Origin of the sequence: Blautia sp. HCP3S3_C4 (assembly GCF_052064095.1) — a bacterium.
GTDB lineage: Bacteria > Bacillota > Clostridia > Lachnospirales > Lachnospiraceae > Blautia_A.
This window is the reverse complement of the sequence record NZ_JBQHWF010000003.1, coordinates 82,447-97,708: the sequence shown is the minus strand read 5'-3', so window position 1 is coordinate 97,708 and position 15,262 is coordinate 82,447. Positions and strand designations below refer to the sequence as shown.

12 protein-coding genes are annotated in these 15,262 nt (G+C 42.7%); 1 reads left to right on the top strand and 11 read right to left on the bottom strand.

Annotated elements, in window-relative coordinates:
* Positions 1-42: 42 nt before the first annotated feature.
* From ACTNC6_RS04020 to ACTNC6_RS03970, 11 genes are all read right to left on the bottom strand, one after another.
* Complete coding sequence (locus ACTNC6_RS04020; RefSeq protein ID WP_441043283.1) at positions 43-1,233, bottom strand: S41 family peptidase; 1,191 nt, start codon at positions 1,231-1,233, stop codon at positions 43-45.
* Positions 1,234-1,355: 122 nt separating this feature from the next.
* Entirely contained in the window at positions 1,356-2,261 is a 906-nt protein-coding gene (ftsX, locus tag ACTNC6_RS04015) for a permease-like cell division protein FtsX (protein WP_433845274.1), read from the bottom strand.
* Positions 2,251-2,934, bottom strand: a complete 684-nt coding sequence (gene ftsE / locus ACTNC6_RS04010; protein ID WP_019162442.1) for a cell division ATP-binding protein FtsE — start codon at positions 2,932-2,934, stop codon at positions 2,251-2,253. Before ftsE ends, ftsX begins: the two co-directional genes overlap by 11 nt.
* Before the next feature lie 230 nt (positions 2,935-3,164).
* The gene (locus ACTNC6_RS04005) at positions 3,165-4,253 is read right to left on the bottom strand and encodes a PucR family transcriptional regulator (protein ID WP_019162443.1); all 1,089 of its coding nucleotides are present in this window, start codon (positions 4,251-4,253) and stop codon (positions 3,165-3,167) included.
* A gap of 200 nt (positions 4,254-4,453) precedes the next feature.
* Entirely contained in the window at positions 4,454-5,341 is an 888-nt protein-coding gene (locus ACTNC6_RS04000; protein ID WP_441043282.1) for a YitT family protein, read from the bottom strand.
* Between the two features lie 138 nt (positions 5,342-5,479).
* Positions 5,480-5,848: a PqqD family protein gene (locus ACTNC6_RS03995; RefSeq protein WP_173743505.1), complete on the bottom strand. Its 369-nt coding sequence runs from the start codon at positions 5,846-5,848 to the stop codon at positions 5,480-5,482.
* Between the two features lie 24 nt (positions 5,849-5,872).
* Complete coding sequence (locus ACTNC6_RS03990; protein WP_441043281.1) at positions 5,873-7,771, bottom strand: OPT family oligopeptide transporter; 1,899 nt, start codon at positions 7,769-7,771, stop codon at positions 5,873-5,875.
* Positions 7,772-7,949: 178 nt separating this feature from the next.
* Complete coding sequence (locus ACTNC6_RS03985; RefSeq protein WP_441043280.1) at positions 7,950-9,743, bottom strand: cobaltochelatase CobT-related protein; 1,794 nt, start codon at positions 9,741-9,743, stop codon at positions 7,950-7,952.
* Entirely contained in the window at positions 9,733-10,653 is a 921-nt protein-coding gene (locus ACTNC6_RS03980; protein ID WP_195565585.1) for an AAA family ATPase, read from the bottom strand. The genes ACTNC6_RS03985 and ACTNC6_RS03980 overlap by 11 nt, the downstream gene beginning before the upstream one ends.
* Positions 10,654-10,769: 116 nt before the next feature.
* Positions 10,770-12,890, bottom strand: a complete 2,121-nt coding sequence (locus ACTNC6_RS03975) for a glutamine synthetase III family protein (protein ID WP_441032567.1) — start codon at positions 12,888-12,890, stop codon at positions 10,770-10,772.
* On the bottom strand, positions 12,883-13,842 hold the full coding sequence (locus tag ACTNC6_RS03970) for a diacylglycerol/lipid kinase family protein (RefSeq protein WP_303241947.1): 960 nt from the start codon (positions 13,840-13,842) through the stop codon (positions 12,883-12,885). The genes ACTNC6_RS03975 and ACTNC6_RS03970 overlap by 8 nt, the downstream gene beginning before the upstream one ends.
* 591 nt (positions 13,843-14,433) lie before the next feature.
* Here ACTNC6_RS03970 and ACTNC6_RS03965 point away from each other — a divergent pair.
* A complete protein-coding gene (locus ACTNC6_RS03965) occupies positions 14,434-15,228 on the top strand; it encodes a Cof-type HAD-IIB family hydrolase (protein ID WP_441032563.1) in 795 nt (264 codons plus the stop codon).
* Positions 15,229-15,262 lie beyond the last annotated feature (34 nt).

The following is a 15,262-nucleotide window of genomic DNA, read 5'->3' as shown; positions in this document are numbered from 1 at the left end:
TACAGATATATACAGTATAGCATCAAACTATCAACCAAACAACTACTTTTCCTTCTCAACTGCCTTAATCGCTTCCTGCAGCTGGTTATCCTCCTCATGTGTGATCTCATCTCTGGTCTTATTCAGCAGGTTATTATCCAGAGAAACCTCTATATCCGGTTTGATCCCAATTTTATTAATATTATTTCCCTTAGGTGTATAATAATTGGCAATGGTAAGCTTCACTGCACTTCCATCGTTCAACTGACTGATAGACTGTACTACCCCTTTTCCATATGTAGTAGTGCCCACAATGGTTCCGATTCCATAATCCTTCACAGCTCCTGCAAAAATCTCCGATGCACTGGCGCTGCTTTCATTAACCAGAACAGACAGGGGAAGCTGCAGTTCATTTTCTCCATCGCATTTTTCTTCTGTACGGTTTCCTTCTTTATCTTCTGTATATACAATCAATCCCTCAGGCAAAATATCCCGCAGGATTTCGCAGACAGAATCCAACAGACCGCCAGGATTGTCCCTAAGGTCTACGATCAGCCTTTCCATCCCCTGGGAATCCAGATCTGCAAAAGCCTTTCTGTACTGTTGGGCAGTTACACCTGCAAATTCTGTAATACGGATATATCCAATCTGATCCTCCAGCATTTCATGAAACACGTAAGGAAGCTCCACATCTGTAATGGAAACCGTAAGCTCCATAGCTTCCTTTACCCCTTCCCGATGAACAGTAAAAACAATACTGTCTTTGTCAGAATTTTTAACCAGTCCAGCCACATCTGAGACTTCCATATCTGTAATGTCCTCGCCGTCAACAGCACTGATAATATCCCCTTCCTTCAGTCCTGCTTCTTCCCCGGGGCCACCTTCATAGCATTTTTCCACACGCACGCCGCCCTCTTTATTCTTTGACATCAGGATACCGATTCCCACATAAGAACCCTGATTGGAGGTATTCTCCGCCTCATATTCCTCTGCAGTATAATACCTGGAGTAAGGATCATCCAGGCCATAGAGCAAACCTGTATACAATCCTTCTTTCAGTTTCTCCTCATCCTTATCTCCCAGATAATATTGATCGATCATATTTTCCAAATATGTAAGTTTTTCCGTACATTTCCGATCCCCAAGTACTGTATCTCCCCTGAAATAATTCACTCCTGCATAAACCCCGGTGCTTACACAGGCAGTAATCAGGACTCCTGCCAGTGCTCCTTTCCAGAATTCTCTGTTCTTCATGTTCTGTCTCCTGTTTTCTATTTTTTCGCCTTCTGTCAAAGGCCACACAACCAGCCAGTAAAAAAGGCTGCCGTTTTCCGTCCGGCAGCCTGACCTTTTCTCACTGTTCTCAGTAACAAGTGTCATACTCGTAAGTGTTTTCTTGTTGTAAAGAAGCTTCCTATTAATCCAATGCCAATTCCCAGCCCCAGGCTGATCGGCAGCAGAGTCCGGTACATCTCCAGAACAGGGATAAAATCCACCACTCCGGTTAATACATTAAATTTATTCAGGATATAGGAGATTGCTGCATTGTATCCAAAATACAGGCCAATCAGCGGAATTGCTGCCCCAATAATTCCAAGTACGATTCCTTCCAGCATAAAGGGAGCCCGGACAAAGGAATCTGTGGCACCTATGTATTTCATAATCCCGATTTCATCCTTGCGGACTGCAATACCAACTGATATGGTATTGCTGATCAGGAAAACAGAAATAACAAGAAGAAGTGCAATGATCGCAATGGAAACATAGGATACCAGCTTATTTATATTTCCCAGTGTTTTGGCAGCTTCTTCTGACTGATTTACCATTCTTACATGTTCCAGGCTTTGGATATAGGAAACCAGTTCTGTCTGTTTGGTAATATCATTCATATAAACACGGTAATTGGCTGAATTTGCCAGAGGATTGTCATCCTTAAATCCGTCTGCTGCATCAGAACCCTGGAAATATTTGTCTTTATACTCTTCCCACGCATCCTCTGCTGACTGGAACTCAATCTTTTCCACTTCCGGACGGGCTTTGATCTGCTTTCCTACTGCTTTCATCTGCTTACTGTTGGTTCCCTCATCAAAAAATACTGTGACAGGAACTTCTGACTCTACTTTATGTGCAATATTATTTACATTATTTACAATGGAGAAAAAAATTCCAAACAGAAAAATACAGGCAGCCATAGTAATAATAGATGCCAGGGAAAACATCCAGTTTCTTTTTATGTTTTTGATACCCTGCTTCAGGGTATACCATATTGTACTAGGCCTCATGATATTCTCCCTCTTTCTCGTCACTTATTATGGAACCCTCATGCATGGTTACCACCCTTTTACGCATGGCATTTACAATTTCCTTATTGTGTGTTACTACCAGAACTGTGGTTCCTCTGTCATTGATCTGTTCCAGAAGCTTCATGATCTCTTCAGAAGTTTTTGGATCCAGGTTTCCGGTCGGTTCATCTGCCAGAAGAATATCCGGACGGTTTACCAGTGCTCTTGCCAGGGCTACCCTCTGCTGTTCTCCGCCGGAAAGCTCATCCGGAAAGGATTTGTATTTACCGGCCAGGCCAACTTCCTGAAGAACCTCAGGTACACGTTTGCGGATCACACGGGTGGGACGGTTGATCACACGCTGTGCAAAGGCTACATTTTCATATACATTTCTGTCCTTCAGTAATCGGAAATCCTGAAAAACCACACCAAGCTTTCTGCGGTATTTCGCTACTCTCCTGTGCTTCATTCCCTCCAGGCGTTCACCGCTTACAATTGTCTGTCCGGATGTGGAATCCAGTTCCTTCATGAGAAGCTTGATCATCGTTGTTTTACCTGAACCACTGCTTCCTACTACGAATACAAATTCACCTTTGTCTACGTGCAGGTTTACATGGTTCACGGCAGGAAGTCCGGGCCCATAGGATTTACTTACATCTATCAGATCTATCATTTATTTATTCCTCCAGTGGGGTCATTAATCTTTTCGTAACATTATTGTAATATATGTTTTGTCATTTGGCAAGAGGATTCTCGGTGTTTCATAGATTGTTCATATTTTTTGTCACAGTCTACTCCAATAAAGCTCCGGATATGTGACCGGATATTGACTTTCACATAAATACTGCCTGCAGATAAATACACTGCAGGCAGGTAAAGACCAATCATTTTTATTCTGCGTTATCAGTATTCCAGAGTCTCCATATATTTCATATATCGCACTACCATCAGGGCAATCTTAAAGGTGATGGCATCCTCGAATACTCTAAGGTCAAGTCCTGTGCTCTTCTGAAGCTTATCCAGACGGTAAACCAGAGTATTTCGATGAATATAAAGCTGTCTGGAGGTCTCAGAAACATTCAGACTGTTTTCAAAGAATTTATCAATCGTTACAAGAGTTTCTTCGTCAAAATCGTCCGGAGACTTTCCGCCAAAGATCTCTTTGATAAACATTTTACACAGCGGTATAGGAAGCTGATAAATCAGTCGTCCGATTCCCAGGGAACTGTAGGCAATCACTTCCTTATCTCCAAAGAAGATCTTTCCTACATCCAGAGCCATTCTGGCTTCTTTGTATGAACGTGATACTTCCTTCAGTTCATTGACAATAGTACCGTATGCCATATGAGTCCTGCCGTCATTTCCCATTCCCAGTGTATCCAGAATAGTATGAGCCAGAGCATCCATCTCCGGATAATTTTCGCCCTCATCCAGTTCCTTGACTACGATGATACTCTTCTCATCCACTGCTGTAATAAAATCCTTGCTCTTACCGCCAAAGAGACTCTTTACACTTTCCATGGAGCTGTGATCCTTCTCCTGAGGCATTTCCAGAATCATAACCACACGGCGCACATCTGCTTCTATGTGTAATTTCTTCGCACGGTTATAAATATCCACCAGAAGAAGATTATCAAGAAGAAGATTCTTGATAAAGCTGTCTTTATCAAAACGTTCTTTATATGCTATGATCAGATTCTGAATCTGGAATGCAGCAAGCTTACCTACCATATAGGTATCCTCATCATCGCCGTGTGCTACCAGAATATATTCCAACTGATAGTCGTCACACACCTTAAAATACTGAAATCCCTTTACCAGCTGACTGTCAGCCTGGGATTCTACAAAAGCCTGTACATCTGCTGCTGCAATGGAAAAATCCGCAAAAGTGCTGGCCAGCACTTTGCCCTCTGTGTCAATAACACAAAATTCCGTTCTTGATATTTCTTTTAATCCTTCCAGAGTATTTTGAAGCACCTGATTCGATATCATCCCAATTCAATCCCTTCTCATCTACAGTTTATTTTTCTATTTTGCCGTTCTGTTTTACCATAAATATTTCTCACTGAATTATATTTTAATACAAAATCACCAAAATAGAAAGAGGGAAAATGAAAAAACTTACAATTTTTTGCATGTTTTTTTTTATATTTTGCTCAGTTTTATCTTTCAATATAAAACTTTCCATAGATTTACCTGTTTTTTTCTATAAATCCCTCTCCATGGACTTCTCTGGCATCCGTTACGATCACAAATGCCTGAGGATCAATTTCATCCACCTTTTCCTTGAGCATGACAATTTCCTTTTTATTTACCACCACAAAAAGCATAAGCTTATCCTGTCCGGAATACATCCCCTTCACATTAATCCCTGTAGCTCCCCGGTCCAGATCTTCCATGATAATTCCGGCAATTTCCTCCGGCTTTTCTGTGATAATATAGACAGCCTTGGAGAATTTCAGGCCTTCTATCAGTCCATCCGATACTTTTGTCACAAGGTACACTGCTATAATGGCATAAAGGGCCTTATGGATTCCGAATACATACATACCCACAACAACCACTGCCCCGTCAATAATCTGCATGATCTGAGAAATGGAATAATGCTGAAGAAATTTCTGGATAATAGCAGCCATCATATCTGTTCCGCCTGTAGTTCCGCCTCCCAGGAAGACCAGACCAATTCCCACTCCCTGGATCACGCCTCCATAGAGTGCTGCCAGAAGCAGGTCATCCCCGGCCAGATGAAACACTGGCTGTATTGCCAGCCATACAGACAGTGATATTTCACCCAGGATTGCCTTCTTTATAAAAGAAAAGCCTTTGACCCTCCATGCAATAAAAAACAGGGGAATATTCAGGACACAGTTGGTCACCCAGAGGGGAATCCCACCGTTCACCAGTCCCTTTGTCCAGGCTTTTATAATAATTGCGATGCCGGAAAATCCACCTGTTACCATTCCCGATGCATCAAACACCGAATTGATAGCCAGTGACATCAGTCCTGTACCTACAATGATCATCAGATATTCCAACCAGAGGGGTTTTCTGCCCTGCATACTTGATTTTTTTGAATTCATATTACTCCTCTCTGTTTTTACTTTAACACTGCGCCGTATTATTTTCTCTGCAAATTACAAGAACGGCAGCAGATCCAGTTAAGGACTGCTCCCGTTCTTATTATGGCTTATGATTCATAAACCAAACAATATATGCCATTATTTTTTCTCAGGCTTATTGATAAAATTTACAAAATGATAACTCTCCATTATCTGGAAATATTTCACAATTCTTGGATATAAAGGCTCTGCCTTTTCTCCGAATTCTTTTTTTACCAGTGCTGCAATCTCTGTCACTGTTTTCTCACCATCTATGAGTGGCCAGATAAATGTGCCATTGTCATCCAGATGTATCTTCGTATATCTGGGTTTTCCAAACAGCTTCTGGGCAATCGTGTTAAACGCGCCCTTATTCTCTATTTCCAGCACCATTCTCCCCCTGATATCAGTATGCCAGCGAAGCTGTGCACTGCGCTCAGGAATGAGATCCAGATAATTGATCTGTAATTCTTTTTTCTTTTTACTCATTTAAATATTATCATCTCCGCCTGATCAGGCTTTCTTCTTGTTCCAGATACTGAATTTCAGAAGGCTTAAGATCATAAGTAACATCAGGATCACGCCGCCTGCATTACCAAGGTTAATGCTTCCGGAGAGATCAAATACACTGCTTACGTTTACTACTGCAAGGATTGCAAGAAGGATACCTACAAGACCTTCACCTGCGATCATACCTGCACAGTAAAGTGTACCGTCTGTTGCCTGTTCTTCTTTTTTCTTATCATCAACATTCTTTCTTCCGTCAACGAACATACGAACAACACCACCGATCATGATAGCAGCGTTGAGGTAGATTGGAAGGTAAAGACCGATAGCAAATGGCATAACCGGAATTCTTAAGATTTCCAGACCAATTGCAAGGAATACACCGATAAATACCAGTGTCCATGGAAGCTTGCCGCCCATGATACCTTCTACGATCATCTTCATCAGAGTTGCCTGAGGAGCAGGTACTTCTGCACTTCCGTATCCCCATGCAGTATTCAGAAGATAAAGAACACCACCGATAGCAAAACCGGCAGCAACAACACCGATAAGCTCACCGATCTGCTGCTTCTTAGGAGTTGCACCAAGAAGATAACCTGTCTTTAAATCCTGTGAAGTATCACCTGCGATCGCTGCTACGATACAGATTACGGAACCAATAGCAATTGCTGCTTTCATTCCGTCGATACCGGTATTGCCTGATGCTTTGATAACCATTGTTGCGATCAGAAGTGTAGCGATAGCCATACCTGATACAGGGTTGTTGGAGCTTCCTACAAGACCAACCATACGGGAAGATACAGTTGCAAAGAAGAAGCCGAAGATTACGATAATCAGCGCACCGATCGGGTTAACCGGGATAGCCGGAACAAGCCAGATGATCGCAACCATTGCCACAATACCGATCAGGATAACGTTCATTGGAAGATCCTGTGCAGTTCTTTCTGTACTTGTATTCTTGCCACCTTTCATGCTCTTCATGGAATCACGGAAGGTTGTAATGATCAGAGGCAGGGATTTGATCAGGGAAATAATACCACCTGTTGCGATAGCTCCTGCTCCGATATATTTTACATAAGTACTCCAGATTTTAGCTGCTCCGCCTGCTGCATAAAGAGCAGAAATTGTTTCTGTTCCGGGATACATAACTGTATCAGCTCCGAACAGACAGATTACCGGAATCAGCACCATCCAGCCGATAAGAGAACCAACAAACATAAAGGATGCGATTCTTGGTCCTACGATATATCCAACACCGAGAAGTGCAGGATAGCATTCCATACCAATTTCACCTTTGAATCCTTTAAATGCTACTGCAACGTCTGCAGGGATTACCTTTAAACCGTCAACGACAAATTTAAAGATCGCTGCGATTCCCATACCTGAGAATACTGTCGCAGCGTTTGCACCACCCTCTTCACCTGCAAGAAGAACATCTGCGCAGGCAGTTCCTTCCGGATAAAGAAGTGTTGCATGCTCTTTTACGATCAGTGCGTTACGAAGTGGTACCATAAAAAGTACACCAAGAACACCACCGCAAAGTGCGATTAATGTGATTTCCACGATACCCGGCATTTCACAAAGTCCTTCTTCTGCCCAAAGGAACAGAGCAGGCATTGTGAAAATTGCACCGGCTGCCAGTGATTCACCGGCTGAACCGATTGTCTGGACCATGTTGCTCTCCAGAATGGAGTTCTTTTTCATGATCTTGCGAATTACGCCCATGGAAATAACTGCTGCCGGAATGGAAGCAGATACAGTCATACCAACACGCAGGCCAAGATAAGCATTGGCTGCACCGAAGATGACTGCAAGGATAACACCCATGATGATGGATGTCACCGTAAATTCTGGTGTGATCTTGTCAGCCGGAATATACGGTTTGAACTCTTTGTTTTCGTTCATGATTTTCTCTCCCTTTTGTATTAATTTATAAACATAAAACATTATAGCGAAATTTGTACAAAAAGGCAAGGTGAAAAAACTGGTTTATTATGCACTTTACCATATTGACGTGCTAATCTGATAATTTCTTAATATATCAGCACGTTCAAACAGCATATTTTCGCCCTGTTTTATCTGTCTATTCATCCGAATCCAACTGTTTAATCAGGTATCTCCCAACAATTCTGGAAAAATTCGAAATATCCCGGATATATGCGAAATCTTTTCCAAATATCTTTTTTTCTGTGGATAGGTCCTTTTCTTCCCCTGCAAACACTCCCAGAACACTTACTCCAAGGTTTCGCAGATGCCGTACTTCTGTTGCAGTGTCATTGACTGCATATTTTCCCATATAAGGTTCCGGATTCTTTGCATGAGGTCTGTTTACGATGACATCGTATGGTTTTCCATCACTTAATACAATGAGGATTTTTTTCTCCTCAGATCTCTGAAGCAGACCGTATCCTGCGGTTTTGATGGCAAGTCCATCCCTGTTATTGGAAGAAGTTACATAATTAAAAATATTTTCATTAGCTGACTGTGGATCATCGTACTCGCGGAATCTGTGAAGGATCGTATAGTCCCAGAATGTGCAGAAGCTCATGACACGGTGAGGCAGGTTTACATTACTTAATGCTTCACTGATGATGTAAGCCTGTAATGCCACATCCCCCTGCCTGGACATCTGGGAACCGCTGGCATCGATCAGCACATCTACTACGAAATCAGATGCATCAGATTTCAATTCTCTTTTAAACAGATTTGCTTCACTGCTTCTGCCCACACGCCAGAGTCTGGACGGAATGATCATTCCTCTGTCTGACAGTACTTCCTGCGTCTCGCTTTTCAGCACCAGTGTCTTTCGCAAAAGGTCTGTAAGGGATGCGATGTTCTGCTTTACAATCCTGTGTTTGTCATGGTAGAGCCAGATATTCTTATTCTTTAATCGCACTGCATATTCGTACTGATAATTTCGTTTCACCGGATTCTTGAGAATTCCTTCTGTAAAATAAAGGCTGCAGTCCCTGTGAAGTTCCCTGCACATCAGATAATTCATTCGCTTCTCTTCTGCTGGAGTGAGATAAGTTTTTCCGAAATTCAACTCTACATAGGTGTATGCTTTCTCAAGTTCCTCCTCTGTGAGAATTGTAATTTTGTGTTTGGTCTGGCGCTGTTTTTCCATTTCTTCAGTGACAGCAGTATCTTCCATGTCCGTGATTTTGTTTGTCATCTGTTCGATGTAACTCTCCAGAGCTTCCTCATAGAGTTCTTCTGTAAGAAAATCTTCCCAGTCGTATTCTGTCAGTTCTTCCATGGTGACTGCCATAACCTGTTCCAGTGTTCCATGATCTTTCTCAAAATTCGGATCAATAATGGTGTTATAAAGACTGTCAATAATACGGATCAGTTCTATAGTGTCTGCAGCTGTTCTGGCTTTGTAAACCATGTCGCGGATTTTTCGAAGACGCTCTTCTACATAATGGTTTCCATTCTGTAAACGGTCACGCAGGATGGCAATCTTCAATCGGCCAAGAATATCTCCGTATGCGGGCATCTGTTCAAACTCCTGATCCAGGATATCCTCGAATGCTTCCTTCTGCATCTCCCGGACTCCCGGACGTTCCTGACAGATTTTGTCCCCGATTGCTTCTTCTACACATAGCTGTGCTACTGCAGTCAGTTCTCCTTCTCCTGCCTGGCAGAAAACTTTTTTTACCAGATATAAACCCAGCAGATTTCTGTCATAATATTTTGCCAGAGCGCCCTGCTTGATGCCGTCATACAGAGCGATTGCTTTTGAGCGCAGATACAGAGAAACATCTACTTTCATATTTAATGTGTAATCTCCGCTGATAGTCCAGAGGAGATTGCGGATCCTGTTTTCCAGTTCCAGACGGTAATCGTCAATTTCTACGATTTTCTCATCTTTCATATACATCATCCCTTGTCCAGTCTGCCGGAATTCTGGTTTTCACAATATCCTCTACGATTTCTTTCTCAAAAATGTCAAAGGTCTTGTTCACCACCCCCATAGTAACTGCTTTTCTCGGAGAAAGTCCGGTTTCTACAATCTTCATGGCTGCAAGGAGACCTCGCAGATCCAGAGGTTTGGTGGAAATTTCACTGTTTGTGGCTTTGAGCTGAAGATCCAGGAATACTCCGATGAACTGTGTTCTGGCGTTTTCTTTTATATTCGGGAACATCCGGCGGAAAATAAATTCCAGGGATTCTTCAGTCTGAGCCGGCATGTCTATGACCAGAAATCTGGATACCAGCGCTTCATTGAGTTCTTTGGTTCCTGCATAACCGTAATTCATAGTTCCAATAAAACGGGCAGCCGGATGAAGATCAATTTTGTCATAGCCCGGGACATCGATGGAACGGCGATAATCCAGGGTTGCATGGAGAACGGAAACTGCATCGTTCTTTGCCATATTAATCTCGTCAAGGATTCCGAAACCACCGTATTCTGCACACTGATAGATAGTTCCTTTGCGAAGCTTAACTTCGTTGTCCACGAAAGTATCTGTGCCGATCAGATCTCCACTGTTTGTGTTTACATGAAAGGAAACATTATATGCGGGACGGTTGAAAATATATGCCAGGTTCTCTGCAAGGATATTTTTTCCTGTTGCCTTTGGACCGGTGAGTAACAGGTTCTCCCCTTTGAGCAATCCGGCAATGGCCATTTCCAGAATGTCTTTTCCGTAAAATGGAATGGATGGTTTCACAATCCTGTCTGCGGTCTCCGGTGCCACCTCATACCGGCTGCGGAATTCTTCTACTCTCTTTATCAGTTCAGGAGCTACCTGCTGCTCCTCCAGAAATTTCAGTTCTTCCATTTAGTTCTCCTTTATATAACTATTATAGTCCAGTTTGTGTTATAGAAAAAGGCCGCTTATCTTTTACAGATTCACGACCCTTTCATTATAGCATTCTTCTTTATATTTTTACAACATTATACTTCAAATACAAGATCTCCATAAGAAGGCATCGGCCACATTTCCTTATCTACGATCATTTCCAGTTCATCCACCGGCTCACGTAAAGCTTCCATTGCAGGAACCACCTTTTCTCTGCAGAATACGGCTCTGTCCCGTCCCTCTGCATATTCCGGGATCTTCTCAACCAGTTTGCTCAGCTTACTCATGGCACTGTTTGCAGCCTTTAAGAGTTTTGATGCTTTCTTGAGCAGATCAAGCTGTACACTTACATCGATCAGTCCTTCGCCTGCTGTTTTCACTGTATTGATAGATTCGCCAAGAACAGTGGTGTATCTGATAACTGCCGGAATGATCTGCTTGGTTGCCATGTCGATCATGGTCTTTGCTTCAATATTGATTGCTTTAGAGTAAATCTCATATTTAATCTCTGCACGTGATTCAAGCTCAGCTCTTGAGAATACATCAAAAGATTCAAAGAGTTTCACTGCCTTCTCTGTAGTAAGTGCAGGGATTGCATCCACCATGCTCGGAAGGATCGGAAGTCCGCGGCGTTTAGCTTCTTCCTCCCATTCCGGCGCATAGCCGTTTCCGTTAAATACGATCTTCTGATGATCTGTGGCATATTCTTTGATCAGGTCATGTACCGCCAGTTCGAAATCAGGAGCTTTTTCCAGGCGGTCACATGCTTCCTTAAATACTTCTGCTGTGATCGTATTCAGGACTACGTTACATGCGGAAATAGAATCTCTTGAGCCCACCATACGGAATTCAAATTTATTTCCTGTGAAAGCAAAAGGTGAAGTACGGTTACGGTCTGTGGCATCCTTCATGAAATCAGGCAGAGTCTTAACACCTGTTTCCAGCTTACTTCCCTTTTTACTGTGAGTTGCTGTTCCTGTGCTGACCAGCTGTTCCAGAACATCCTCCAGCTGCTCTCCAAGAAATACGGAAATCACTGCCGGCGGTGCCTCATGGCCGCCAAGTCTCTGGTCATTTCCCACATCTGCCGCAGATTCACGCAGAAGATCTGCATGTTCATCTACTGCTTTCAGGATACAGGTGAGGACCAGAAGGAACTGAATATTTTCATGAGGTGTTTTGCCCGGATCCAGAAGATTGATTCCGTCATCTGTGGTAAGAGACCAGTTGTTATGCTTACCGGAACCGTTCACACCTGCAAATGGTTTCTCATGAAGGACACAGCGCATTCCATGACGACTGGCAACCTTTTTAAGGATACGCATCATCATCTGGTTCTGGTCTGCTGCGATATTGACCGGTGCATAGATCGGTGCAAGCTCATGCTGTGCAGGAGCAACCTCATTATGCTGTGTCTTTGCAGGAATTCCAAGCTTCCAGCATTCTTCATTTACCTCTTTCATGTATGCGGAAATTCTCTGACGGATACTTCCAAAGTAATGGTCATCCATTTCCTGTCCCTTCGGAGGCATAGCTCCAAAAAGAGTTCTGCCTGTATAGATCAGGTCTTTTCTCTGAAGCCATTTCTCTTTATCGATCAGGAAATATTCCTGCTCTGCTCCTACTGACGGAGTTACTTTCTTAGAAGTTGTATTTCCGAAAAGTCTCAGCAGACGGAGTGCCTGGGTGTTGATTGCTTCCATAGAACGAAGAAGTGGTGTCTTCTGGTCAAGTGCTTCTCCTGTATAGGAACAGAATGCAGTAGGAATACAGAGTGTTCCGCCTGCTGCATCATGGCGCACAAATGCCGGTGATGTACAGTCCCATGCTGTATATCCTCTTGCTTCAAAAGTTGCTCTTAATCCACCGGACGGGAAAGAAGATGCATCCGGTTCACCTTTGATCAGTTCTTTTCCGGAGAAAGACATCAGGACCTTGCCGTTATCCATCGGAGCTGTGATAAAAGCATCGTGTTTCTCTGCTGTCACGCCTGTAAGGGGCTGGAACCAGTGGCTGTAATGTGTGGCTCCCTTTTCAATAGCCCATTCCTTCATCTCATGTGCTACTACATCTGCAATCTCCATAGACAGTTCTTTGCCCTCTTCTATGGTTTTTTTCAATTCCTTGTATACCTTCTTGGGCAGACGTGCCTGCATAACAGAATCATTAAACACATCACATCCGAATGTCTCTACTACATTGATATACTCACCCATTGTTGTTCTCCTTTTTATTTATTAATGCAGAAAATCCCGTTGTTTTGGAATCTTCATCTTTTGTACTTTTCAGATAAAGATTCAGTGCTTCATGGCAGTTCGAAATCTTCACCTGTGTATGTTCTCCCCCGAACTCCCCATCCAAGGTCCAGGGTACCACTTCCTCTGAGGTAATGGTCAGCTGCGCTGATTTAAAAGAATAGATCATGTCTGTATTATCCTCAGCTGTCAGCATTGCTGTCATGATCTCCTGTAATTCCAGTGGATTCTTGGGTTGTCTGATCATGGTCACTTCAAAAAGACCGTCATTCATATCCACATTCTTTCCAGTAAGATTCTTGAATCCTCCCACAGATCTGGAATTAGTCACCATTCCATAAATGAAATCATCTTCAACAGTCAGCTCCTCTGATTGGATTTTCATATGATAGAATTTAATATCAAAGAGACGCTTCACTCCTTCCAGAAGATAAGCCACATGTCCCAGAATATTCTTCAGATCCTGGTCTGTCTGGTAAGCAACATCCGTAAAAAGCCCAAAGGCTGCTATGTAAGTAAAGCTTTGATTATTAAACCTGCCAATGTCACAATGATAAAGCTTCTCTTCCATAATACCTTCAGCAGCCTCAACCATATTTTTCGGCATAAAAAGACTATTGGCAAAATCATTGGTACTTCCTGCAGGAATATATCCGATAGGAACAGAACTGTCTACCTCCATCACACCGGTGACCACCTCATCAAGTGTGCCATCACCACCACTGCATACGATAAGGTCTACTTTAGATTCGTATTCTTTGGCTTTTTCATAGGCATCTCTTGGTTTCTGTGTGGAATAGATGATGACTTCATAGCCACCTTTATTAAATATATCTACAATATCAAGCAAATTGGTTTTTATCTTACCTTTGCCTGCTTTGGGGTTGAAAACAAAGAGCATTTTTTTGTTCATTTCGAGCAACTCTCCTTTTTTTCAGAGTTTGAAAACGCATACAAAAAGAGATACGCAATTTCTATCTATAATAATATAAAAAAAAAGGGGGGAAAAGTCAATGGGGTTTAGGGACGGCAGGAAATATTTTTGGTTTCAGGTGCGGTTTCGCGGGCTAATAACTCTAGGTGTGTGGAAATCTGCTAAAAACATTCAAAAATTGCTCAAACTCGCTTCGCTCAGACAGTGAGCAATTTTTGAATAACGCAGATTCCCACGCACCAAGAGTTACTACGCCCACTGCAAATGCACCTGAAACCAAAAATATTTCCTGCCTGTTGGCTGGCTGTGGAACTGTCGGGCTGTTACTGCTCACTTCGTTCACAGTAATGCGCCTTGCAACGACAAGCTACGCAGATGAGATTTTTTTACAAAACATTTTGTAGGATAGTAACGCATGAATCGGAACTGGTGAATAGTTGCAATTTTTCTATATTTTTTATGGCAAGTTATATTTCGGCGTGATAGAATGGGGATTGTATTTATTATAAAAGGGACTTATTACAAAGAGAATTTATAAAATGGATTTTATAGAAAGGATTTCTTGTTCATATGATTAAATTGATTGCTTCAGATATAGATGGAACTTTGGTGAAGGATGGGACTCTGGCGATTGACAGGGAGTATATGGAGGTAATCGGTCGGCTGCTTGATAAGGGTATTATTTTTGTTGCATGCTCAGGGCGGCAATATCGAAGTGAGAGGAAGCTGTTTGCTCCAGTCGCAGACAGATTGCTTTATATCTCTGACGGAGGAACTGTTGTACGGACTCCGAAGGAGATTTTGAAAGTGGATACTCTACCGGACGAAATCTGGAAAGGAATGTGTTCTATGGTAAGAGAGGATATGCCTTCCTGTGATTATTTTATTTCCACACCTGAACGCTGTTTCGCAGAAGACGGAGGCAGCCAGATGTTTCACTGGCTGAGAGATTCTTACGGATATGATATCCATGAAGTTCCGGAAATGTTAAAACTTGAGGGACAGAAGGTAAACAAATTTGCTGTTTACCACCCCAATGCCTGTGAGGAAATGTGCGCCCCTTTATTCACTCCCACCTGGAAAGACAAAACAGTTATGGCTGCCGCCGGCAAAGAATGGATGGACTGTACTGCCCCAGGTTCCGGCAAAGGTCCTTCCGTTGCTTTCCTGCAGGAATATCTGGGAATTTCACCTGACGAAACCTGTACTTTCGGAGATAACCTCAACGATATTGAAATGCTTCAGAATGCTGGTCTCAGCTACGCAGTCTCCAACTCCCGCCCCGAAGTCCGGGCTGCCGCCAAAAATATCTGCCCGCCCTACTGGGAAAACGGAGTTCTGCAGATTCTGAGGTCTTTCTTATAAAAGATACGAATTACTCCAGTTCATACTAATACAC

Excerpts from the sequence above, each read along its gene's own strand:
- ACTNC6_RS04020 (WP_441043283.1), bottom strand. The coding sequence starts at position 1,233 with ATGAAGAACAGAGAATTCTGGAAAGGAGCACTGGCAGGAGTCCTGATT.
- ftsX (WP_433845274.1), bottom strand. The coding sequence starts at position 2,261 with ATGAGGCCTAGTACAATATGGTATACCCTGAAGCAGGGTATCAAAAAC.
- ftsE (WP_019162442.1), bottom strand. The coding sequence starts at position 2,934 with ATGATAGATCTGATAGATGTAAGTAAATCCTATGGGCCCGGACTTCCT.
- ACTNC6_RS04005 (WP_019162443.1), bottom strand. The coding sequence starts at position 4,253 with ATGATATCGAATCAGGTGCTTCAAAATACTCTGGAAGGATTAAAAGAA.
- ACTNC6_RS04000 (WP_441043282.1), bottom strand. The coding sequence starts at position 5,341 with ATGAATTCAAAAAAATCAAGTATGCAGGGCAGAAAACCCCTCTGGTTG.
- ACTNC6_RS03995 (WP_173743505.1), bottom strand. The coding sequence starts at position 5,848 with ATGAGTAAAAAGAAAAAAGAATTACAGATCAATTATCTGGATCTCATT.
- ACTNC6_RS03990 (WP_441043281.1), bottom strand. The coding sequence starts at position 7,771 with ATGAACGAAAACAAAGAGTTCAAACCGTATATTCCGGCTGACAAGATC.
- ACTNC6_RS03985 (WP_441043280.1), bottom strand. The coding sequence starts at position 9,743 with ATGAAAGATGAGAAAATCGTAGAAATTGACGATTACCGTCTGGAACTG.
- ACTNC6_RS03980 (WP_195565585.1), bottom strand. The coding sequence starts at position 10,653 with ATGGAAGAACTGAAATTTCTGGAGGAGCAGCAGGTAGCTCCTGAACTG.
- ACTNC6_RS03975 (WP_441032567.1), bottom strand. The coding sequence starts at position 12,890 with ATGGGTGAGTATATCAATGTAGTAGAGACATTCGGATGTGATGTGTTT.
- ACTNC6_RS03970 (WP_303241947.1), bottom strand. The coding sequence starts at position 13,842 with ATGAACAAAAAAATGCTCTTTGTTTTCAACCCCAAAGCAGGCAAAGGT.
- ACTNC6_RS03965 (WP_441032563.1), top strand. The coding sequence starts at position 14,434 with ATGATTAAATTGATTGCTTCAGATATAGATGGAACTTTGGTGAAGGAT.